General features: G+C 63.2%; 17 protein-coding genes. 8 read left to right on the plus strand and 9 right to left on the minus strand.

What is annotated here, in order from left to right; all coding sequences use genetic code 11:
• Positions 1 to 213 precede the first annotated feature (213 nt).
• Genes GPA21_RS05845 through GPA21_RS05855 form a run of 3 tightly spaced genes read left to right on the plus strand, consistent with a single transcriptional unit; the run spans position 214 to position 5,186 of the window.
• A complete protein-coding gene (locus tag GPA21_RS05845; protein WP_168987275.1) occupies positions 214 to 939 on the plus strand; it encodes a TetR/AcrR family transcriptional regulator in 726 nt (241 codons plus the stop codon).
• A 19-nt stretch (positions 940 to 958) separates the two neighbouring features.
• The gene (locus GPA21_RS05850; protein ID WP_168987276.1) at positions 959 to 2,074 is read left to right on the plus strand and encodes an efflux RND transporter periplasmic adaptor subunit; all 1,116 of its coding nucleotides are present in this window, start codon (positions 959 to 961) and stop codon (positions 2,072 to 2,074) included.
• Positions 2,075 to 2,096: 22 nt separating this feature from the next.
• Positions 2,097 to 5,186: an efflux RND transporter permease subunit gene (locus GPA21_RS05855; protein ID WP_168987277.1), complete on the plus strand. Its 3,090-nt coding sequence runs from the start codon at positions 2,097 to 2,099 to the stop codon at positions 5,184 to 5,186.
• Positions 5,187 to 5,253: 67 nt separating this feature from the next.
• Here GPA21_RS05855 and GPA21_RS20860 read toward each other — a convergent pair whose 3' ends face one another.
• On the minus strand, positions 5,254 to 6,087 hold the full coding sequence (locus tag GPA21_RS20860; protein WP_246261787.1) for a PEP-CTERM sorting domain-containing protein: 834 nt from the start codon (positions 6,085 to 6,087) through the stop codon (positions 5,254 to 5,256).
• A gap of 501 nt (positions 6,088 to 6,588) precedes the next feature.
• Here GPA21_RS20860 and GPA21_RS05865 point away from each other — a divergent pair.
• Together GPA21_RS05865 and GPA21_RS05870 are read left to right on the plus strand one after the other, a co-directional pair.
• Positions 6,589 to 7,617 (plus strand): esterase/lipase family protein, encoded by a 1,029-nt coding sequence (locus GPA21_RS05865; protein WP_168987278.1) that lies wholly within the window; start codon positions 6,589 to 6,591, stop codon positions 7,615 to 7,617.
• A gap of 78 nt (positions 7,618 to 7,695) precedes the next feature.
• Positions 7,696 to 9,615 (plus strand): ABC transporter ATP-binding protein, encoded by a 1,920-nt coding sequence (locus tag GPA21_RS05870; RefSeq protein ID WP_168987279.1) that lies wholly within the window; start codon positions 7,696 to 7,698, stop codon positions 9,613 to 9,615.
• Between the two features lie 10 nt (positions 9,616 to 9,625).
• Here GPA21_RS05870 and GPA21_RS05875 read toward each other — a convergent pair whose 3' ends face one another.
• Positions 9,626 to 11,014, minus strand: coding sequence for an AmpG family muropeptide MFS transporter (locus GPA21_RS05875; RefSeq protein WP_168987280.1), 1,389 nt, complete (start codon positions 11,012 to 11,014; stop codon positions 9,626 to 9,628).
• A gap of 189 nt (positions 11,015 to 11,203) precedes the next feature.
• Here GPA21_RS05875 and GPA21_RS05880 point away from each other — a divergent pair, with 189 nt between their 5' ends.
• A complete protein-coding gene (locus GPA21_RS05880; RefSeq protein WP_168987281.1) occupies positions 11,204 to 11,818 on the plus strand; it encodes a response regulator in 615 nt (204 codons plus the stop codon).
• 15 nt (positions 11,819 to 11,833) lie between these two features.
• Here the strand turns inward: GPA21_RS05880 and GPA21_RS05885 are convergent, their stop codons facing one another.
• Genes GPA21_RS05885 through GPA21_RS05910 form a run of 6 tightly spaced genes read right to left on the minus strand, consistent with a single transcriptional unit; the run spans position 11,834 to position 19,054 of the window.
• Complete coding sequence (locus GPA21_RS05885; RefSeq protein WP_168987282.1) at positions 11,834 to 12,649, minus strand: HD-GYP domain-containing protein; 816 nt, start codon at positions 12,647 to 12,649, stop codon at positions 11,834 to 11,836.
• 1 nt (position 12,650) lies between these two features.
• Positions 12,651 to 13,496, minus strand: a complete 846-nt coding sequence (locus GPA21_RS05890; RefSeq protein ID WP_168987283.1) for an ATP-binding protein — start codon at positions 13,494 to 13,496, stop codon at positions 12,651 to 12,653.
• On the minus strand, positions 13,493 to 16,297 hold the full coding sequence (locus GPA21_RS05895) for a PAS domain S-box protein (protein ID WP_168987284.1): 2,805 nt from the start codon (positions 16,295 to 16,297) through the stop codon (positions 13,493 to 13,495). The genes GPA21_RS05890 and GPA21_RS05895 overlap by 4 nt, the downstream gene beginning before the upstream one ends.
• A gap of 1 nt (position 16,298) precedes the next feature.
• The gene (locus GPA21_RS05900) at positions 16,299 to 17,516 is read right to left on the minus strand and encodes an ABC transporter substrate-binding protein (protein ID WP_168987285.1); all 1,218 of its coding nucleotides are present in this window, start codon (positions 17,514 to 17,516) and stop codon (positions 16,299 to 16,301) included.
• Positions 17,517 to 17,909, minus strand: coding sequence for a response regulator transcription factor (locus tag GPA21_RS05905; RefSeq protein ID WP_339379832.1), 393 nt, complete (start codon positions 17,907 to 17,909; stop codon positions 17,517 to 17,519).
• The gene (locus GPA21_RS05910; RefSeq protein WP_168987286.1) at positions 17,906 to 19,054 is read right to left on the minus strand and encodes a sensor histidine kinase; all 1,149 of its coding nucleotides are present in this window, start codon (positions 19,052 to 19,054) and stop codon (positions 17,906 to 17,908) included. The genes GPA21_RS05905 and GPA21_RS05910 overlap by 4 nt, the downstream gene beginning before the upstream one ends.
• Before the next feature lie 242 nt (positions 19,055 to 19,296).
• Between GPA21_RS05910 and GPA21_RS05915 the strand changes: the two genes are divergently transcribed.
• Positions 19,297 to 19,698, plus strand: coding sequence for a response regulator (locus GPA21_RS05915; RefSeq protein ID WP_211163445.1), 402 nt, complete (start codon positions 19,297 to 19,299; stop codon positions 19,696 to 19,698).
• A gap of 93 nt (positions 19,699 to 19,791) precedes the next feature.
• Here GPA21_RS05915 and GPA21_RS05920 read toward each other — a convergent pair whose 3' ends face one another.
• Complete coding sequence (locus GPA21_RS05920) at positions 19,792 to 20,742, minus strand: LysR family transcriptional regulator (RefSeq protein ID WP_168987288.1); 951 nt, start codon at positions 20,740 to 20,742, stop codon at positions 19,792 to 19,794.
• Positions 20,743 to 20,856: 114 nt separating this feature from the next.
• Here GPA21_RS05920 and GPA21_RS05925 point away from each other — a divergent pair, with 114 nt between their 5' ends.
• Positions 20,857 to 21,558, plus strand: a complete 702-nt coding sequence (locus GPA21_RS05925; RefSeq protein ID WP_168987289.1) for a pirin family protein — start codon at positions 20,857 to 20,859, stop codon at positions 21,556 to 21,558.
• Positions 21,559 to 21,578: the final 20 nt, after the last annotated feature.

The following is a 21,578-nucleotide window of genomic DNA, read 5'->3' on the forward strand; positions in this document are numbered from 1 at the left end:
GTTCGGCTTCGAGAGCGGCGTAGTCGTTGAGGCGCAAACGCGAACACATGTGGCAGCCCTTCGCCGCTCACGCGGCTCCCACAGGCAGTGGAGGCGCCTGTGGCCGGGGTAGGAGCGACGTGTGCCGCGAAAGCGAATCCTTGTTTACTTCAACGCTTGCCCGAAAAATGAATCAGGTTCAAAATTCGACGCTCGTTAATTCAGGCGAGTGCCATGGGTACCCAGGAACGCAAACTACGGGAGCGTGAGGCGCGCGAAGCGCTTTTTCTCGACACCGCGGAGCGGATGATTGCCGAAAACGGCTTCATGAAGCTGCAGATGGGGCCGCTTGCGGCAGCCTGCGATTACGCCACCGGCACGCTTTACCAGCACTTCCAGTCCAAGGAGGACTTGCTGCTGGCGATGACGTCGCGCGAGTTCGAGGTGCACCTGGATTTCTTCCGCAAGGTGGAGCGCTGGCAAGGCGGCACGCCGAGGGAGCGGATGATCGCGATTGCGGTGGCCGAGCTCGAGTTCGCACGGCGTCATCCCCAGCACATGAAGCTCAAGCACTATGTGCTCACCGAGGCGGTTTGGGAGCAGACCTCCGAGGCGCGGCGCACCGAGGCGCTGGCGTGCAGCGGGCCGATGTCGGAGATCGTCAATCGCATCGTGCGCGATGCGGTCGAGGCCGGCGATCTGGATACCCGAGGGCTCTCGCTCACCGCGACCAGTCTCGGTCCGTGGAGCCTGTGTGAAGGTATGACCGCGCTCGGTCAGGTCCAGGGGCTGATGGAGGCGCTGCAAATTGCCGACTCCGAGCGGCTGCTGTTCCGGCATCTGCAGACCTTGCTTAACGGCATGGGCTGGCAGCCGCTGGTTGAACTCTCGGACGACGGAGAGACCGCTGCGTTGGTCTCCCGGATCCGCAAGGAAGTTTTCGATATCTCGAGGCCGTGAGGCTGTTTGGAGTGTTCGCATGAAACGCATGATCATCATGCTGCTGGGCGTTGGTGTGCTGTTTGGCGGCGTATTTGGATTCAAGGCCTTTGTCGGCGGCAAGATCGATGAATTCTTCGACAACATGCCGGCGCCGGTGGCCACCATCACAGCCACCGAAGTGCGCGAGGACGCCTGGGTCGAGCGTCTCGAGGCGGTCGGCAGCTTTTCCGCAGTGCAGGGCACGACACTGACCACCGAAGTCGGCGGCATCGTGCGCGAGATCCGTTTCGACAGCGGCAGCAGTGTCGAAGCCGGCGAAGAGTTGCTGGTGCTGGATTCGGAAACCGATCAGGCCCGCCTTCGCAGCCTGGAGGCGGCAGAGCGGCTCGCGCGCGTCGAACTCGAGCGAACGCAACGTCTCGTGGCCCAGCGCAATCTGCCGGAGGCCGACCTCCCGCGGCGGCAGAGCGAGGCCGACCAAGCCGCAGCAGCGGTTGCCGAGCAGCGTGCCCGCATTCGGCAGAAGACCCTGCGAGCGCCTTTCTCCGGCGAACTTGGTATTCGTGAGGTGAGCCTGGGCGAGTACCTCGCACCCGGGCAGGCGGTGGTGTCGCTACAGACCCGCGACCCGATTCACCTCGACTTCACCTTGTCCGAGCGCCATGTTGCCCGCATCGAGAACGGCCAGACCATCACAGTCCGGGTCGACTCCGAGGGGAGGGATCTTGACGGCCGAATCCTCGCCATCGCGCCGGCGGTGCGGGAGAGCACACGCAGCTTTGCGGTTCAGGCGGAGATCGCCAACCCCGATGGCGTCATCAAGCCGGGCATGTTCGGCCGGGTCCGGATCGAAACGGGCGAACCTCGCACTGTCCGTGTCGTGCCGCAGAGCGCGATCCGCTTCAATCCCTACGGCAACATCGTGTTCGTGCTTGCCGAGAATGACAACGGCGACCTGCTGGTATCGCAGCGTTTCGTGCAGACCGGCACACGTCGTGGCGATCTCGTCGAAGTGGTGCAAGGCCTCGAGCCCGGCGAGCGCATCGCCACCAGCGGTCTGCTCAAGCTGCGCAACCAGGCGCGGGTGAAGGTCAACGATGAACCTTCGCTGCAGCCACCCGCCGACGCAGACCCGCGTCCGGACAACACTTGACCGGCCAGCAGGGGAGAGAACCATGCAGGTCCGCTTTACCGACACCTTTATCAACAAGCCGGTGCTGGCCACGGTGGTCAGCCTGTTCATCCTGCTGCTCGGTCTGCGGGCGGCGCTGGATCTCAACGTTCGCCAGTTTCCCGAGATCAAGAACGCCGTGGTCACGGTCACCACGACCTACTTCGGGGCAGATGCCGACCTGATGCAGGGCTTCGTCACCACACCGATCGAGCGTGAGGTGGCCGCCGCCGAAGGCATCGACTATGTGGTGTCGACCAGTGTCGCTGGCGTCAGCAACATCCAGGCCTTTCTGCGGCTGGATGCCGACCCCAACGAGGCGCTCACCCAGATCGCCGCACAGGTGAACAAGGTGCGCTCGGTGCTGCCGGCAGAGGCCGAGGAGCCGGTGATCACGCTGTCGGTGGGCGAGACCATCGCGGCGATGTACATGAGCTTCTACTCTGAGATCCTGTCCAATAACCAGATCACCGATTACCTGGTGCGCGTGGTCGAACCGCAGTTGTCGACGATCCCCGGTGTGCAGCGCGCACAGATCCTCGGCGATCGAACCTTCGCGATGCGGGTGTGGCTGGATCCCAAGCGCATGGCGGCGCTCGGAGTGACCGGCTCGGATGTGTTCCGCTCGCTGCAGGCCAACAACGTGCTTTCGGCAGTGGGCCGGACCAAAGGGCAGGCGGTGAGCTTCGAGCTGACTGCGGCCACCGATTTGTCGACGCCGGAGGAGTTCGAGCGCCTCGTCGTGCGCGCCGAGAACGGTTCCCTGGTGCGTCTGGCCGATGTCGCCGAGATCGAACTCGGGTCGGAGAATTACGATAATTCAGTGAGTTTCAACGGCTTGTCGGCCACCTTCATCGGCATCGAGGTGTCGCCGGATGCCAACGCACTCGATGTCATCGCCGACGTGCGCCGGGTCTGGCGCGACGAGATCGAGCCCCAGTTCCCCGAGGGGCTTTCGGGCGACATCGTCTACGACTCCACCGAGTACATCGAGAACGCGATCAGCGAAGTCATCGACACCATCGTGCTGGCGCTGGTCATCGTCGTGGTGGTGATCTTCCTCTTCCTCGGCTCGGTCCGCAGCGTCATCATCCCGGCGCTGGCGATGCCTCTGTCGCTGGTCGGTACGCTCTTCCTGATGCTTGTCATGGGCTTCTCGATCAACCTGCTGACCTTGCTCGCGATGGTGCTCGCGATTGGCATTGTCGTCGATGACGCCATCATCATCGTCGAGAACATCCATCGCCACATCGAAGATGGCATGAAGCCGCTCGATGCCGCGATTCGTGGTGCGCGCGAGCTGGCGTGGCCTGTCGTTGCGATGTCGACCACCTTGATCGCGGTGTTCCTGCCGATCGGTTTCGTCGAGGGCATTACCGGCACGCTGTTCGTCGAGTTCGCGTTCACGCTCGCGGGTTCGGTGGTGATCTCTGGGGTGGTCGCGCTAACCCTTTCGCCGATGCTGGCCTCGCGCTTGCTCAAGCCGCACGCGGCAGGAGACAAGGGCGGCTTCGAGGGATGGCTCGATCGCCGTTTCGACGGTCTGCAGCGGGCCTATCAGCGCCGTCTGCATGGCGCGCTCGACAGCCGCTTCGTGGTGCTCACCTTTGGTGTGATCGTGCTGGTTTCGTGTTACTTCCTGTTCGTGACCAGCCCGAGCGAACTCGAGCCCGCCGAGGATCAGGGCTTCGTGTTGGCGATCGCCTCAGCCGATGCACCGACCACGCTTGACCAGCTCGAGCGCAACACCGGGGTGATGAACCGCTATCTCGACGAGATCGACGAGATCTCCAACATCTTCCTGATCAACGGTTTCGGCGGCGCTGGCGTCGGCGCGACCAACCAGGCGATTGCCGGCTTCGTACTCGCACCCTGGGACCAGCGTACCCGCAGCACCCAGAAGATCCTCGAAACCGAGCTGCAGCCGCGCCTGGAGCAGATTCCCGGCCTCAACATCTTCGCGCTGGTGCCGCCGTCGCTGCCCGGCGGTGGGGGCGGCGCGCCGGTCGAGTTCGTGATCCGCAGCACCGAACCGGCCGAGAACCTGCTCGAAGTGTCACAGGAGATCGTCGGCCGCGCGATGGCGACCGGCCGCTTCATCTTCGTCGATGGCGATCTCAAGATCGACCGGCCCCAGGCGCAGATCATGGTCGACCGGGAGAAGGCTGCGCTGATGGGTGTGGACATGCAGACCCTGTCGGCGGACATCTCAACCCTGCTCTCGGGCGCGACCGCCGGGCGTTTCTCGCTGGAGAATCGCTCCTACCGCGTGATCCCGCAGCTCGAACGCGGCGCTCGCCTGGTGCCGGAGCAGATCGAGGATCTCTACACGCGCAACCGCGACGGCGAGCTGGTGCCGCTGGCGACTCTGGTCAGCATCGAGGACCGGGTGCAGCCGCAGCAGCTCAAGCGCTTCCAGCAGCTGAACAGCGTGACCCTCTCGGGCGTGCCGCGCCCCGGTGTGACGTTGGGTGAGGCGCTCGACATTCTCGAAGGCATCGCCGAAGAGGTCTTGCCACCGGGCTACAGCGTCGATTACTCGGGCCAGTCTCGCCAGTTCAAGAGCGAAGGCCAGCAACTGATCCTGACCTTCTTCTTTGCGCTCATCGTGATCTATCTGGTGCTCGCCGCGCAGTTCGAATCCTTCCGGGATTCGGCGATCATCATGATGACGGTGCCGATGTCGATCGCCGGGGCGCTGATCTTCATCAGCCTTGGTTTTGCGACACTCAATATCTACACGCAGGTGGGCCTGGTCACGCTGGTTGGCCTGATCGCCAAGCACGGCATCCTCATCGTCGAGTTCGCCAACCAGTTGCGCGCCCAGGGCCGCAGCCGCCGCGAAGCCATCGAGGAGGCGTCCTCGCTGCGCCTGCGCCCGATCCTGATGACCACCGCGGCCACCGTGCTGGCGATGATTCCGCTCCTCATCGCCACCGGCCCGGGCGCGGGCTCGCGCTTCGCGATGGGCCTGGTGATTGCCGCCGGTATGACCATCGGTACGTTGTTCACGCTGTTCGTGGTGCCGGCGGTGTACCTGTATCTGTCACCGGAGCGCGCGCCGCAACCGACGACCGAGCCGGTCACGACCTGATGAAGGGGGCGATGCTCAAACGAAAACGGCGCCTTCCGGCGCCGTTGTGCTTCAAGGCAAGGGTCGATCAGGCTTGGAGCTTGCGGCGACGCAGAGCACCGAGGCCAGCGAGGCCGAGACCGAGCAGTGCGAGGGTGCCGGGCTCAGGGACCGGTTGTGGGCCGATGGAGCCTTCCGGCACTGACGCGAAGCGGAGTGTGCCGCCTGCGACGAGGAACTCTCCCCACCCGTCACCCCAGAAGGTCACTGCGTTGAAGAAACCGGAATCATCGATTGCACCAATAAAGTTGTTGAAACTGAAGCGTTCTGCATACCCGGGGTTGTCGGTGAAGGTGAAGGCGTTCGCCGGAAGCGTTGCGGCACCACCGTCAAATGCGATCCACAGGCCCGAACCCCCGGCAGGGACGCCATAGGCCGCCTGGACATTGGCCGGCCGAGTGTTGGTGAAGCAGCAGGTGGCCCAGTCGCCGACTTCGAAGCCAAATGCGTTGACCGGTGACGAGAAGGTGAAGGTCAGGCCGCTCGTGTAGCCGGGAATGTCGGGCAGCCCGCCGACGCCGCCACCTGCCGAACCACCTGGGTTAATGTTCCACACTGATCCGGAGAGCGACTCGCCGCCGCTGCTGTAGCCGCCCGAGGGGCTAGCGGCCGCTCCAGTCCCGGTACGGGTTACGGTGACCGTAGCGGCGTTTCCGTCCAGATCGATGTAGTCATATACATTCTGACCGGAAACGACCTGGGCTGTCGTCACCGTTGAGCCCGTTGCGATGATCGCTGCGTCGAACGTGGACGTGATGTTGCTGAGAGAGGTGTTGTAGATGACGACCGCTGAAGAAGCGGCGCTGCTAGCGAGCATGAGGGCGGCGCCCGTGATCATTCCCGCGATGAGTTTCTTGTTCATTGACGGCCTCCTTGAGTTCGATATGTGCTTGGCAGTTCGCAGCATCGGTTAGCTGTTTGAGACGCCACCACGTTACGCACTAAGCGATAAACATGCCAGAATCGACGAACGATTAAAAATACTGGAAAAACAGCATGTTAGAGGCTACTTTGATCCGTCTTTGCGACCGTCTTCAGAGACGTTGTAAAAATTCCCGACACCCACGGCTTGTTTGAGATGAACATGATTACTGCGCTGACGTCCAGGCTGCTTCAGCTGCACCTGTCGTTTGATCGTTTTTTGGCAAGACTGCGTGACAGCGGGTTGTTGCCCTCGAAGCTTGGCCATCGGCCCAGCCAGCCGCGAAGTTGGACCCCGCGTCAGCGCCTGACCAAGACGCGGTGCGCATGGGGCACAGCCCTGGTGATCAGGTGTCGATGCGACCTTGTTCGATGATCATGCGAAACTCTTGTGTGGATTACTGATCCCATTCGACAGCAGGTAGTCAGCGATGAAGAACATATGAGGAAACCCTGGCTCAACCGGCGCACCCTGTTCGCCCTGATCGTGATCCTGATCCTCTCCGTCAATGCCGGCTGGCAGGCTTGGGCGGAGCGTCATCGCGACGAGGTGCGAGACTGGCGCACGACGCTGCAGTTGCGCCTGCAGGAGTGGTTTCCGGACGAAATGTCGCTGACCGGGGAGGCCCACGGTTTTCAGCGCGGCGACGGCGAAACGCGGCCACAGGTCGTCTTGTTGCATGGCCTGGACGAACCCGGTGGCATCTGGGACGATCTGCTGCCCGCCCTGCGTGCCGAAGGCGTCACTGCGTGGCCGTTTCGCTACCCCAACGATCAGGCGATCGAACTGAGCGCGGACTTCTTAGCCGAAAAATGGCGCTTGCTGCCGGCTGACGCACAGGTCGTGCTTGTCGGTCATAGCATGGGCGGCCTGGTGATCCGGGATTTCGTCACCCGTCATCACTCGGCCGACGAATCCGGTGGCCCTGAGATCAGGGGCGTGATTCTGGTCGGTACGCCGAACCACGGCTCGGAATGGGCACGCTTTCGGATCTGGCTCGAGGTCCGTGAGCAGTTCGCCCGAATGCAGCGCGGCGAGTTTACTCTGCTCGGTGCCTTGCGTGAGGGGACCGGGGCGGCGAATATCGATCTGCGCCCGGAAAGCGCATTTCTGGAAAAATTGAATGCCCGACCCTGGCCGCAGTCGGTGCCGCTACGCATCATTGGTGGCCTGATCGCCGAGCCGACCGACATCATGAACACAAGCCTCGGTTTTCTCGAGCGCGAGCTCGGCGAGGACGCGCTCACGGTCGCTGACGGCCTGCGCGACTGGTGGGGCGGCATCGGCGATGCGCTAGGCGATGGCGTGGTGCCGGTCGAATCCCTGGTCCTGCAGGATGCTCCTGCGCCCTTGCTGCTGTCCGCTACCCATCGTGGCCTGCTGGCGCGACGCGACGCCGGTCAGCCCGAACCACCGGCGATTCGGCCCATCCTCGAGTTGTTGTACGAGTGGGGTGTAGTGGCTGACTGACGAACCACAGTCTGGTTTGTCAGTCGGAGCCATGGCGTGTCCCGCCGCGCCGCTGGGGCACAATACGCAGCTTGAAGCATGGCGGCCCTGCCGCTGGAGACTCACTTGTTCCGTTTTTTCGAAAGCAAGGTCGACCCTTATCCCGAAGCCGCGCCGCAGCCCGCGCCGCGCGGCTTCTTCGCGTTTCTGTGGGCCGGCACCGAGGGCATGCGGCCATACATCCTCGGCATGACGTTGCTGACTGCGGCGATCGGCGTGTTCGAGGCCGTGCTGTTCGCGATGCTCGGCCATGTGGTCGATTGGCTGGCCGGCACCGAACCGGCGCAGTTGTGGGTCGATCACGGCGGCACCCTCATCCTGCTCGGGGCGGTGATCATGGGCAGCACCTTTCTGGTGGCGCTGCAGACCATGATCAAACACCAGACGCTGGCCGGGAATTTTCCGATGCGTCTGCGCTGGAACTTCCACCGGCTGATGCTCGGTCAGAGTCTGGCCTTCTACCAGGACGAGTTCGCCGGCCGGGTCTCGGCCAAGGTCATGCAGACCGCGCTCGCGGTGCGAGACACCTGCCTGATCATGACCGACATCCTGGTTTTCGTGACGATCTACTTCGTCACCATGATCATCATCGTCGGTGGCTTCGATGCCTGGCTGATGGTGCCCTTTTTCACCTGGGTGGCGTTGTATGCGGTGGCCTTGCGTTGGTTCGTGCCGCGCCTGGCCAAGGTGTCGCGTCGCCAGGCCGACGCCCGTGCGCTGATGACTGGCCGGATCACCGACGCCTACACCAACATCTCCACGGTCAAGCTGTTCTCGCATGCCGGGCGTGAGGCGGGCTACGCTCGCAGCGCAATGCAGGAGTTCATGGGCACGGTACATGCGCAGATGCGCTTGGTGAGCGGCATGGAGATCGTCATTCACGCGCTGAGCATGGCGCTGATCCTGGGCATCGCGGGCACCGCGCTGTGGCTGTGGTCGGCCGGTCAGGTCGGGGTCGGCGCGCTCGCCGCCGCGACTGCGATGGCGTTGCGGCTGAACGGCATGTCGCACTGGATAATGTGGGAAATGGCCTCGCTGTTCGAACAGGTGGGCACCGTGCAGGACGGTATCAACACCTTGTCCCGACCGCATGCGGTCGTCGACCGTGACGACGCGAAAACCCTGACGGTATCCCGTGGAGAGGTGCGCTTCGACCAGGTGTGCTTCGCCTATGGTGCCAAGGGGGCTGACGCCAGGCGTGTCATCGATGACTTTTCTCTGACCATCCGGCCAGGCGAAAAGATTGGCGTCGTCGGCCGCTCGGGTGCGGGCAAGTCGACCCTGGTCAATCTGCTGCTGCGCTTTCACGATGTCGAATCCGGCCGCATCCTGATCGACGGGCAGGATGTCGCCAGCGTTACCCAGAACAGCCTGCGTGAGCATATTGGCATGGTCACGCAGGACACCTCGCTGCTGCACCGCTCGGTGCGCGACAACATTCTCTATGGCCGGCCGCAGGCAAGCGACGCCGAGATGATCCGCGCAGCCGAGCGGGCCGAAGCGCACGAGTTCGTCCTCGGTCTGTCCGATCCAAAAGGTCGCACCGGCTACGACGCCCACGTCGGCGAGCGCGGCGTCAAGCTCTCCGGCGGACAGCGTCAGCGAATCGCCATTGCCCGGGTGATGTTGAAGGACGCGCCCATCCTCATCCTAGACGAGGCCACCAGCGCGCTCGACTCCGAAATCGAGGCCGCGATCCAGGCGAGCCTCTATCGCCTGATGGAGGGCAAGACCGTGATCGCCATCGCCCACCGGCTATCCACCATCGCGGCCATGGATCGTCTGGTCGTCATTGACGAGGGACGCATCGTCGAGGAAGGGGATCACCACTCGTTGCTGGCCCGCGACGGGCTGTATGCCCGCCTTTGGGCACATCAGAGCGGTGGATTCCTTGGCGAAGCCGATGGCGGGCCGCTGAAGGTGAGCGAGACCGACGCGGCCGGGCCGGTTGTCGTTTGAGAACGGAGGGTCAGGCCTGCGAGGGCGCGACCTGCCGCCCTGGCCGCGCGATGTGGTCCGGGTTGGCGATTCGCGCGAGCACGAAGGCGAGCATGATCGCCGGGATGCCGATCAGCGCGGAGGAGACGAAGAACCACATCCAGTCGATGCGCTCGACCAGCACGCCGGTGAAGCCGGCGAGGAACTGGCCGGGGAGCGTCATGATGGAGCTGAACAGCGCGTACTGGGTGGCGGTGTAGGCGGTGTTGGTGAGGCTGGAGAGATACGCGATGAATACCGAGATTGCGATGCCGCCGCTGATGTTGTCGGCCATGATGGCGATGACCAGGCCGTAGAGCTCCGGCCCCAGCGTGGCCAGCCACGAGAAGGTGAGGTTGGTGATCGGCGCGAGAAAGGCGCTGAAGATGAGGATTCGCATGATGCCGAAGCGGGCGACCAGCAGGCCTCCGATCGCCGCACCCGTGAGCGTCATCGCCAGGCCGAACGCTGCGGCGACGTTGGCGATCTGGGCCTTGCTGAAGCCTATGTCGAGATAAAAGGGATTGGCCATGACTCCCATGAAGATGTCGGCGATGCGGAAGGTGCCGATGAAGAGCAGGATGGCCAGTGCACTGAGGCCGAAGCGCTGGACAAAGTCGGCGAAGGGGCAGATCACCGCACCGATGAACCAGGCGGTGAGATCGCGCCGCCAGCCACGGTGGGCGGTGCGATCGAGGTAGTCGACCACGCGCTGCTCGAGTTGGCGGGTGCTCGCGTCCACCTCGACCTCCGGTTCGCGCACGATGAGCGTGGTGACCACGCCCACCGCCATCAGCGCCGCCATCGCGCCATAGGCCAGGCTCCAACCACCGCTCGAGGCAATGTGCAGCGCACCGGCGCCGGCGGCGAGCAGCGCGATGCGGTAGCCGAAGACATAGCTTGCGGCCATCGCCCCCTGGCGGTCGCGTGACACTGCCTCGATGCGGTAGGCGTCGATCGCGATGTCCTGAGTGGCCGAGCCGAAGGCGGCGAGAATCGCGAACACCGCGACCAGCCACAGTGTCTCGCGCGGGTCGGTCATCGCAATGCCGGCGAGCGACAGTCCGATCACCGCCTGCGCCGCCAGCATCCACGAACGTCGTCTGCCGAACAATCGGGTGAGGCCGGGCAGCGCGAGGCGATCGACCACCGGCGCCCAGAAGATCTTGATGCTGTGGGCCATGCCGACCCAGCTCAGAAAGCCGATCGCCGCCAGTTCAACGCCGAGGTCGCGCAACCAGGCCGTGAAGGTACCCCCAACCAGCAGGAGCGGCAGGCCGGCGGAGAAGCCGAGGAATAGCATGCCGACGACTCGCGGATGGCGGTAAACCGAGATCGCGTCGAGCCAGTTGCGGGAAGCGGGGTCGGGAGAGGACGGCATTGGGCAGGTTCACTGAATGGCGGGCCCCGCGCATTGTGGAGCATGCGCTACCTCCAGGCAAACGGGCTCCGTGGCGACGGGTTCTCGGCATTCGTCTCACCAGGGGTGTGACGCGGTCATGGCTTCGGTTTGCGACACTGCTAGAATGCGGGGACCGAAAAAGAGCCCAAAACCCTGTGAGATATCGCGATGCCTGCCAAAAACGCCAAAAAGGAGTACTGTAGTACCTCGGAAGCGGCCCGCAGACTGGGTGTGTCGCTCGGTACGGTGCAGCAGATGGTTGAAAACGGCGTGCTTGATGGCTGGAAGACTGCGGGCGGTCATCGGCGAATCCTTCTGACGTCCGTCGAGGCGTTTCTGGGTCAGAGCGGCCAGCGGACCCAGACTGCTGCGCGCTCGGATGGCAGAGTTCGCATCCTGATCGCAGAGGACGACCCGGTACTGCAGCAGGTTTATCGTCATGCGATCGACGGTTGGGGCCTGCCGCTGGATCTGGAGATCGTTTCCAATGGTTTCGACGTTTTACTCGAGATCGGTCGTGCGGCTCCCGACCTGCTGATCACCGACCTGCGCATGCCCGGCCTGGATGGTTTCGAGATGATTCGCCGGATCCGCGAGCGCAAGATGGCCGAAGAGATGGACATCATCGTGGTTTCGGGTTTGTCGGATGATGAGATCGTCGAATCCGGTGGTTTGCCATCGGATGTGACGGTCTACGGAAAGCCGGTGCCGCTGCGCGAACTCAATGGCTATGTGCAGGCGCTCGTTGCGCGCCTGCGGCGGGCACAGCGCATGGCGGGTTGAGAGGTCGCGGGGCGTTCAGAATACCGACCACCAGTCGGTGTCCCAACCCGGGTCGTGATAGCCAATCGCCTGGCTGGAGAGGAAGGCGCGCATCGTGCGCGCTTTGGGAACGATCTCCGACAACTGCTCGACGAGCGTCGGATCGAAGCTGCTGCCCACACTGGATGTCAGCTGGGAGCGGACGAGTGCGTCGCTCGCCATCTCCACCCCGACATTGAATCCCGGTAAGGAGTCGAAGTGGTCCACCAGTCCCACGATCCGACCCGACAGCGGGATCGCCCCGCGTGAGAGACAGTGCGGAAATCCGCTGCCGTCCCAGCGCTCGTGGTGGGTAATGGCAATTTCGGCGGCGAGTTTCAGCACCGGCAAGTCGGTACCGCCCAACAACATGGCTCCAAGCCGTACGTGGGACTCCCCCTCAGGCAGGGAGGAGGCATCCGCACCGGTCGCGCCGTAGCCCACATCGTGAAGCGGCGCTGCCTGGTAGATCAGTTCGCACCATTCCATTGGACAGCCTGCGGCGCGCGCCAGCAAGGCCGACAAAGCACCGATTCGCAGTATGCGCTGGCCGTCCTCGCCGCGCCTGAGCGAACCGACGAGAGCGAGACGAAAGAGGGTTTCCTGGTGAGCGCGGGCGAGCGCTTTGTAGGCGGCGTCGCGCTTGCAGCGCAGTATGTGCAGGTCGCCCATCATCCGCCCGACCTGGGCCAGCGTGTGTTTGCGCTCATGCGCCTCGCGTTGCAGGCGGACCGATTCCGGTTCGGTTAGCGGGGCCGGCGCGGCGCCGTCGAGGACGATCTCGTCCAGGGGTTCCCGTTGGCTTGTGTTCATATCAGTGACTCACGGTTTCCGGGGTTGGGTCAGTCGTGTGTGCCGAACCGGCCATTGGCAGCCAAAGCGTGATCTGCGTGCCTTTGCCATATGCGCTTCGCAGATCGACGCGACCGCCATGCAGTTCGATGATCTCCTTGACCACGGAGAGTCCGAGACCGGTGCCGGGAATGCTGCCGGACGTGTCGGCCCGGAAGAAGCGCTCAAAGGCATGGCGCAATTGTTCGGGGGTCATGCCGATGCCCTCGTCCGAGACCATCAGGCCGACCCAGCCGCCCTCCTGCTCCTCGGTCAGCACTTCGAGCCGGATCGCACCGCCGTCGGGCGAATACTTGTAGGCGTTCGATAACACGTTTGTGAGGGCCTGCTGGATCTTGGCTTGATCGACGACGACCTGGATCGGCCCGGATGGAATGCACTGATCTACCGCTCTCCCGTCGCCAGGCACCATCAAGGCGCCGATGGCCTCGCTGACCAATGCGGAGACCTGATGCGTCCGAAGATCGAAGTCCTTGCCGCGCCTGGCCTCGATTCGTGCGAGGTCGAGTAGTTCGTTCAACAGGTTGGTGAGACGCTTCGATTGGCGGTTAATGCGTTCCAGCATGTCGCGTCGTTTATCGGTTTCATACTCGCGGGCGAGCAGGAGTTCGGAGAAGCCCATGATGCTCGCCATCGGTGTGCGCAGCTCGTGCGCGGCGGTGGACAGGAACTCGCTCTTCATGCGGTCCAGTTCCGCTTCGCGGGTAATGTCGCGGAAATACAGGACCTCGGTCGCGTTGTCCGTGCCGCAGTGCCGTGACATGACCTGCGCGATGCGCGGGGGGGTGCCGCGTAGCGTGAAGTTCACCGGTTTGCTGTTCTGTCCGTCCTGCTCGGCAGGCCTGCGATAGGGGCGTCGCGTGTGAGTCCGGCCATCTCGCCGGAGCTGAAACCGCTCATGCGCTCGAATGCGGGGTTGACGAAGGCTACCCGATCGTCGCCGTCGAAGGAGACGAAACCGTCCGGGCTCAGCGTGAAGACCATGTCGAGCCGCATGAACAAGTCGAGCAGCCGCAAGTCCGCCTCACGCCGGGCGGTGACGTCGTTCTGTACGCCGACGTAGTGCGTCACCGCCCCCGTGTCCGCATCGCGCACCGGTGACACGGTCAGTTCATTCCAGAACATTTCGCCGCTCTTGCGATAATTGCGAAGCGTTACCGTGCACGGTTTCTCCTGCCGCAGCGCTTCGCGCAGCACCTCCACCTCGCTCTGGTTGGTGTCACGGCCCTGGAGCAACTTGCAGTTGCGACCGGTGATCTCAGCGGCCGTATAGCCGGTGATTCGTTCGAAGGCGCTGTTGACGAAAATCACCGGGTTCCCGCGTTGGCTTCGGTCGACGATGACGATGCCGTTGGAACTCGCCTGCAGGGCTCGGTCGCGAAGCCTGAGGATCTCGGCCGCGTCCCGACTTTCGGTAATGTCGGCGAGCGTGCCGCTGAAACCGATCAGGTCGCCGTCGTCGTCGGTGACCGGCTGACCGAACACTTGCATCCAGCGTGTTTCGCCGTTTCGAGTCAGATAGCGCACCTCGTGGCGCACATGATCGCGCTTGCCGGCGATGAGCTCCGAAAAGCACTCGACGTTGAAGGGATGGTCGTCGGGGTGGACAAAATCAAAAAAACTCGCGCCGAGCGTCTCTTCAACCTTGTGACCTGTGATCGCTGTCCAGGCCGGATTGAGGAAGGTCCAGCGGCCCTCGTTGTCGACCTGGTAGATGACTTCACGCACAGCGTCGACCACCTTGCGGTAGCGCTGTTCGCCATGCACCAACTCACTGACGTTGGTGATGATCCCGATCATGTGGCTGGCGCTGCCATTGCCGGTGCCCTGAACTGGCGCGACGCTGATCTCTACCCACAGCGACGTGGCGTCCTTGCGCTTCAGGCGCATGCGCTGGCGCCCGTGGCTCCGGTTGCGGATGATACGGCGCAGTTCTCTCAGGCTTTGCGCGTCGCGTTCATCGACCTCGATGGTACGCCAGTCCTTGTCGATCAGCTCTTCGCGACAACGGCCGGACAGTGACAGGAAGGCGTCGTTGGCATAGACAAGCCGCTCGACTCGGTCGTCGGTCACCTCTGCGATCAATACGCCCTCGTCGCAGGACGCCAGCGCACGGTCTCGAATACGCAAGGATCGTTCCGCCGCCTCGCGGGCGAGTTCCGCACTGACGCCCGCCGTCACGTCGGTGAGGATGCCGTCGATATGACTTGGCTTGCCGGTCTCGTCGAAAACCAGATAGGCGCGCTCCTGAACCCACAAAGCCGATCCGTCCAGTTTCCGCAGGCGATAACGGATCTCGCCGAAGCCACTGGTTTGCACTTCCCGCCTGAAGGCTTCGATACGTCCAGCCTCGTCGGGGTGGACCAGAGTGCACAGAACGGTATAGCGCCGCTCCGCGGGAACATCGCGCAGTTCCGCTATCTCCCGGTGAGCCGGGCTCATGTAGAGTGTCCTCGAGTGATCGAGGCTGACCGAATAGATAATGTCGCGAATCGACTCAAGCACGCCGTTCAGGCGTGATTGGGCGGTGTGGAGTCGGCGCGTGCGTTCCACGACCTTGCTCTCGAGCTCCTCCTGTGCGCTGCGGATCGCAGCCATCATCCGGTTGAAACCGGTCGCAAGTCGCGCGATCTCGTCGTGACCGAAGACCGGTACGTCGCCGCCTCGGACTCGACCATCGAGTCCGACGTTGCTCACGGCATCGTCCAGTTTGCGCAAGGGACCGAGCAACTGGGCCGACAGTCTTTGGCTGATCGAGCGGGCGACCATTATCGAGATCAGACCAAGCGCGATGAACAGGCTGAAAAAGATCGCCAGCGGTTTGTAGGCCTCCCAGGCGGACATGGAGACGACCAGTTCAAGCCCCGGGAACCCGTCAAGGTGTGGCAAGACAAGGGGAAAGCGCATGCTTGCGCGTAACTGCGATTCCAGCGCGCCGTGTCTCAGCTTCAGTTCGCCGCGGAGGTCGAACACTTCGACAGTGAGACCGGTGGGCATTCGCTCCAGCGCGGCCCCGACCGTCTTGCGGAGATCTATCAGGACCACCAGTGCACCCTCGAAGCTCGAGGTCGGCGGGTAAAGCACCGGATAGGCGACGACCGCGATCGGCGTATCGCCCTCGAGCATCTTCCAGATGGCCTCGCCACGATCGACTGCGGTGCGTGCCGTCGCCCAAAGCGCGGGATCCCAGGGCAGCGATGTGTTAGCGACCAGAGTGAGTGGCTCGCCCTGGAAGTCGGTCAGCGCGGCGAGCTCGACCGCCGGATACCGTGCGACGTAAGAGTGCAGAAACGGGTCGAGATAACCGCTGCGGCCTTCGGTGTCCAGCAGGCCGTTGCGGACGATCGTGCTGTCGGCGATATCCGACAGCGTTTGCTCACCGTTCGACAGGCGAAAGAGGACTTGCTGCTGCGCCAGGCCACCCGCTTCGCTCAGATTCGCGTTCACGCGGTCGACCATCAGGCTGAAGATGATGAGGCCTGTAAATATGGATACGACTAATGCGGGCACTACGCCCATGAGCAGGCCGAAGGCGCCGACCCGGCGTGTGAGGCTATGGCCGACGACGCGGTCAACCGCCACTTCGATGAGACGTAGTACCTGTATCACGTCATGTCTCCAGCGGAAGGAGGCGACCGTCCGGGTGAAAACGTGCCATGAAGAGTTGATCCGGAGAGAGCGCCTCCTGGCGCCCCGCGGCGAAGGCTGGTGCGTAGTGATGGGTCAGTCCGCGGTATTCGATCGGCTGCAGCAGCGCCTCGCGGATCTGGTTACGGTCGGTGGTTCCGGCACGTTCGACAGCGCGGGCGAGCAGCTGAACCAGGTCGTAGGCATGGGCGAAACCGCCGACCGAATCGATGTGCGTCGGGTCGCCGACACCAAAGAGCTCGCATGCACGGGGGATCATCGCCACGGCTTCTGCATGGGTCTGGCGAGCGAACGAAAAGGTCTGCACCAGTGAGAAATCGATGTCGTGGAGCGCTGTTCCGCAAAGCTTAGCGAACGGGCCGCCGGCGACTCCCCAGTGGCTGAGTACCGGTAAACGGTCGGCTTGCGGCAGTGCAGCGATGGTTTTCACCAGTGCAGCCCCCTCTGGCTCGTTGGCAACGAGTATCACGGCTTCGGCGCCGGAGGCGAGAATCGCGGCGTAGCGTGCGGCGAGTCCGGTGGCATCGCCCCAATGGTGCCATTCGGTCATGGTGATCGCCGGTCCGTGGTTTGCCGCAAGGTGGTTGTCGACCGCGGTCTTGCAACTCCGTCCCCAGGCGCTGGTGGGCAGAATCAGACCCACCCGCTGCAAGCCGCGGTCACGGGCACTGTCGAGCAAGGCCCCCATCGCCCAGCTGTCACGCAGGCCGACACGGAAGGCGAAATTGGGGGTACGCCCGTTGTCCGCGATGCTGTCCGCGGCTGACCATGGGTTGAGGAGAATGATCTTTTCGTCATGGACAAGCGGGATCTGCTCCAGCGTCACCGGGCTGAACTTGCCACAGAGGTAGGCGAGCAGGTTGGGGGTGGCCGCGAACTGTCGCAGATTGGCCAGTCCGCGCGCAGGCAGGCTGCGATTGTCGAGCGCCATCACCACGAGCGGGCGGCCACCGAGCAGGCCTCCTTTGTCGTTGATCTCCCTTGCTGCCTCCTTGACACCTCGCCGAATCGCTATCGCGGAGGTGCTGGTCGGATCGCCGAACTCGGCATCGATGCCGACTACCAGCGGTTCCGCTGCGAGCGCCCCCCGCCATCCGCCTGCCGCGACCAGTGCCCCGGCAGCCACTGCGCCGCCAATCAGCCGCCTCCGCGTGTCCGAAACCACGGCTCGTGGGTTCATTCAACCCGCCGCGTTGGCCGTTCTTGCGAGCATGCCCTCGACCGTGTCGATGAGCTCCAGCGGACTGAAGGGCTTGGTCAGATAAGCGTCGCAACCTGCTTTCTCGCCTGCCAGCAGATCGGCCTGCTGCCCGCGAGCGGTCAGCATGACGACCGAAACCGCCGACAGCGCCGGGTCGCTCTTGATCGCTTCGCACACCTGATAGCCATCCAGCTCGCCCGGCATCATCACGTCAAGCAGGACCAGGTCGGGTTTCAACGCGCGGGCCAGTCGCAACCCGGTGGGACCGTTGTCGGCTTCGTGGATCTCGAATTCGACAAAGTCCAATGTCATCAGGATCAACATTCGGATATCGGGGTTGTCCTCGACGACGAGAATGATCTTCTGCTTCACTGCACACTCCTTTCACTGTTGGCGTTTCTGTGCTGGATGAGCCGCGTGATGTCGCGCGCGTAGCGACGGGTCTGCTCCAGGTCCAGTCCTGCTGACTCGGATGGGGCGCCAGCCGGCAGCTCGAGCGTTGCGGTGACGCTAGCGTCCGGATCCTCATCCAGCGAGAGACGGCCGCCGTGGAGGTTGACGATCTGATGGACCAGGGGCAGACCGAGACTGAGCGCAGCCCTGACTGCACCCGACTGCCGCAGCGCAGGCTGCACAGAGCGCTGGAAAGGCATCGCGGGCCGGGTGAGCATGTGTTGCGGAATCTGCAGACGACCTACGTTGCGTACGAATATGCGGATGAAGTTGCCGCCCGGCTGCATCGTGATCATGATGTTGCTCTCGGTCTCGCCGTGGATCACCGCATTGCGGAGCAACTCCTCCAGAGCTCTGCCCAGCCACACCTTGCTGCCGTAAATTGCCGGCAGATTTACGTCTATCCGACCGAGCACGATTCGCATCCGTCGTGTGCGCGCGAAAGGTTCAACCCGGACGGCCACTTCCTCGATCCATTCACGCGGCAAGATGCGATCGTCGGCGCGGATTGGCGCTCCGTTACTGATCTCCGCGAGCGCTGCCAGCTTGCTGAATTGTTCGACTAGTGCGTGTCCGCGCAACTGGGTGTGCGAGATCGACTCCGCCAGCGGTCCGGTGACTGGGTCACGCAGCTGTTTCAGCTTCTCCAGCAACCCGGAGGCGCTTTCGATGAACTCCCTGATTGGAGTGCGGCAGTCGCGCTCGACCATACGCACCAGGTTATGCACCGCAGTCTCGAAGTAGTGCTGTTCGGTCAGGTTGTGCAGGACCACGACGCAGTCGCTGCCCACTAGGCTGGCCAGCAGGTGCACACGTACGGTATCGCCTGGCTTCTCGCCGCTGGCGTCGCCGAAGATGATCTCTTCGCTGTGCGGTATCGTCAGGTGCCCTGCCTCCACCGCGGCGACGAGTCGGGCAATCTTCGGATGACCAACCTGGACGCCGAGCTCGCAACTCAGCAGCCGCTGCGCCTGATCGTTGGCGAATCTCAGCACTCCGTCACGCGAGACGATCAGCAGACCATCTCGAACGGTGTGGAACAGTCGACGCATCATCGGGTTCATGGCAAACCTCCTTTGCGCCATTCTAACAAAAATGGCAAAACCAACACAAACAGTAAAAACGAGAACGAGAACACGGTTTGATCGTCTCTTGCTTTGTGAAATCCGTCACGGATTTCATTGGCAGATGAAGATCGAGGCGGTGGTTGGCAAAAAAATAATGCTTATTGGAAATGCGTAATGCGATAAGATTAACAAAAACGTAAAAATACATATTTGGTGCGTTTCATATGCAGACCAGGGAAATGCAGGCAACGTGGGCTGAGCAATCGCTTAAGAGAGTCCTGGTGGTCGAAGACAACCGGATCACACAGATGGTGATCGAGCACATGCTCAAGCGTCATGGGCTCCGCATGCAACTGGCGCCTGACGGGCGTGAGGCAGTGAGGCTTGCCTGCGACGGAAAATATGTGCTCGTCATCATGGATGTCCATCTGCCGGTGCTGGACGGTCTCTCCGCCCTCAAGGAGATACGGGGTTTCGAGGCGAGTAGCCGGTCAGCGCGGATGCCGGTGATGGTGATAAGCGCGAATCCGACAAAAGGCAGCGTCGAGCGGGCGATGCGCGCGGGGGCAGACGCCTTTCTCCCAAAGCCGATCGACAAGCACGCTTTCGACAGGACGCTATCCTCGCTGGGTGTGCTCTAGCGGTTTGTTCTCGTTCGCACAGGCCCCCCAGACTGTCGCGGCCGCCGGTTAAGATCCCCGGTTTCCCGGTTCGCGGATCGTTCCGCCTTGTCGTCAGGGCAATTGACCGGGATGATGCCGTTCCAGCAGGGCGGTACGGGTATGCGGTTGTTCCAGTCGTGCCAGCCACCAGGAGAGCGCCTTGCCCTCTTGGCCTGGGTGGGCGGGCCGACGCCAGGCGTAGGCGCACTCCACGTGCTGCTCGCTTCTTTCGAGCGACTTCACGACCAGGCGACCGGTGTCGATATAGGGCTGGGCGAGTGGTTCCGGCAAGAAACCGGCGCCGAGGCCACGCAGTTGGGCTTCCAGCTTGTGTTGCATGCTCGGCACCGTGAAAACGTCCTGTCCTGGCAGGATGTTGTGCGTGGTGCCTGCGCCGCGGCGTGAGGTGTCGGCCACTGCCACTGCCCGGTGTTGACGCAATTCCTCTTCGCACAGTGGGTGCTCAAGGTTGGCCAGCGGGTGATGGGGCGCGACTGCGAACACCAGTGTCACCTGGCCGATCGGTGCGCTGCGGATGCCTGAGCGCGCGACCCGCGGGCTGACACCGAGCGCAAGATCCGCCTGACCGTTTTCCAGCGCCTCCAGCGTGCCGGACAGTGTTTCAGCGCGCAGCCGCAATCTCGTCGGTGCGCCGGATGCGTAGAAGTCCTCGCACAGTTCGAACAGCGTCGCGCGGGCGATGAGCGCGTCGGCAGCGATCGTGAACTGGGTCGGCCACCCGGTGGCGATCCGTTTGACCCGTTCGGCCACCGCATCGAACTCTTCAAGCAGATAGCGCCCCGCGCGCAGTAACTCCTCGCCCGCCGGCGTCAGCCGGGCATTGCGCGCGCTGCGGTCGAACAGAAGCACGTCGAGCGCGTCCTCGATCTGGCGGATGCGATAGGTCAGCGCGCTCGGTACCATGCCGAGTTCGCGAGCGGCGGCGGCCATGCTGCCGAGCCGGGCTACGGCCTCGACGATCGCAAGATTCTCGGCCGATAGCGCAGTGCGTGGGCTGGTCATGTTCACAGGGGAATCGTTCAACAAAACTGAATGATGCCATCAAATGCCTGCGCTCATCAGTCGGGCTGGCTGCGGAGAATAGACCCACCGCAACCAGCAAGGAGGGCAGATGCCATGATGAAGATCCGACGTTCCCACGAGCGCGGCGGCGCCGATCACGGCTGGCTCAAGACCCGTCACTCATTTTCCTTCGCCGACTACTACGACCCTCAGTGGATGGGCTGGGGCAACCTGCGCGTGATCAACGAGGACCACATCGCGCCCGGCACCGGCTTCGGCACTCACGGGCACCGCGACATGGAGATCGTGACCTACGTGCTGTCCGGCGAGCTCGCCCACAAGGACAGCCTCGGCAATGGTGCTTCGATTCCGCCGGGCGACGTGCAGCGCATGAGCGCCGGTCGCGGCATTCTGCACAGTGAGTTCAACCACGCGCCGAATCAGACCACGCACTTGTTGCAGATCTGGATTCTGCCCAGCAGGCAGGGTATCGAACCGGGTTACGAGCAGAAGGGCTTCTTAGAGGCCGAGAAGCGCGGCCGTCTGCGTCTGGTCGCCTCGCCGGACGGCAGTGACGGCTCGGTCACCATTCATGCCGACGCCCGGCTGTATGCGGGACTGTTCGACGCCGGCGAATCTGCCGAGTTGTCGCTGGATCCAAAGCGAAAGACGTATGTGCACTTGGTGCGCGGCAGCCTGGTCGCCAATGGCGAGAAACTCGCGGCCGGCGACGCCCTGCTGATGGACGGCGAGGCCACGCTGACGCTCGCCGAAGGCGACGATGCCGAGGTGCTGGTCTTCGACCTCGCCGCCTGACAGCCCCCAGACTCCAACCC

Source organism: Azoarcus taiwanensis (assembly GCF_012910885.1).
Lineage (GTDB): Bacteria > Pseudomonadota > Gammaproteobacteria > Burkholderiales > Rhodocyclaceae > Azoarcus_F > Azoarcus_F taiwanensis.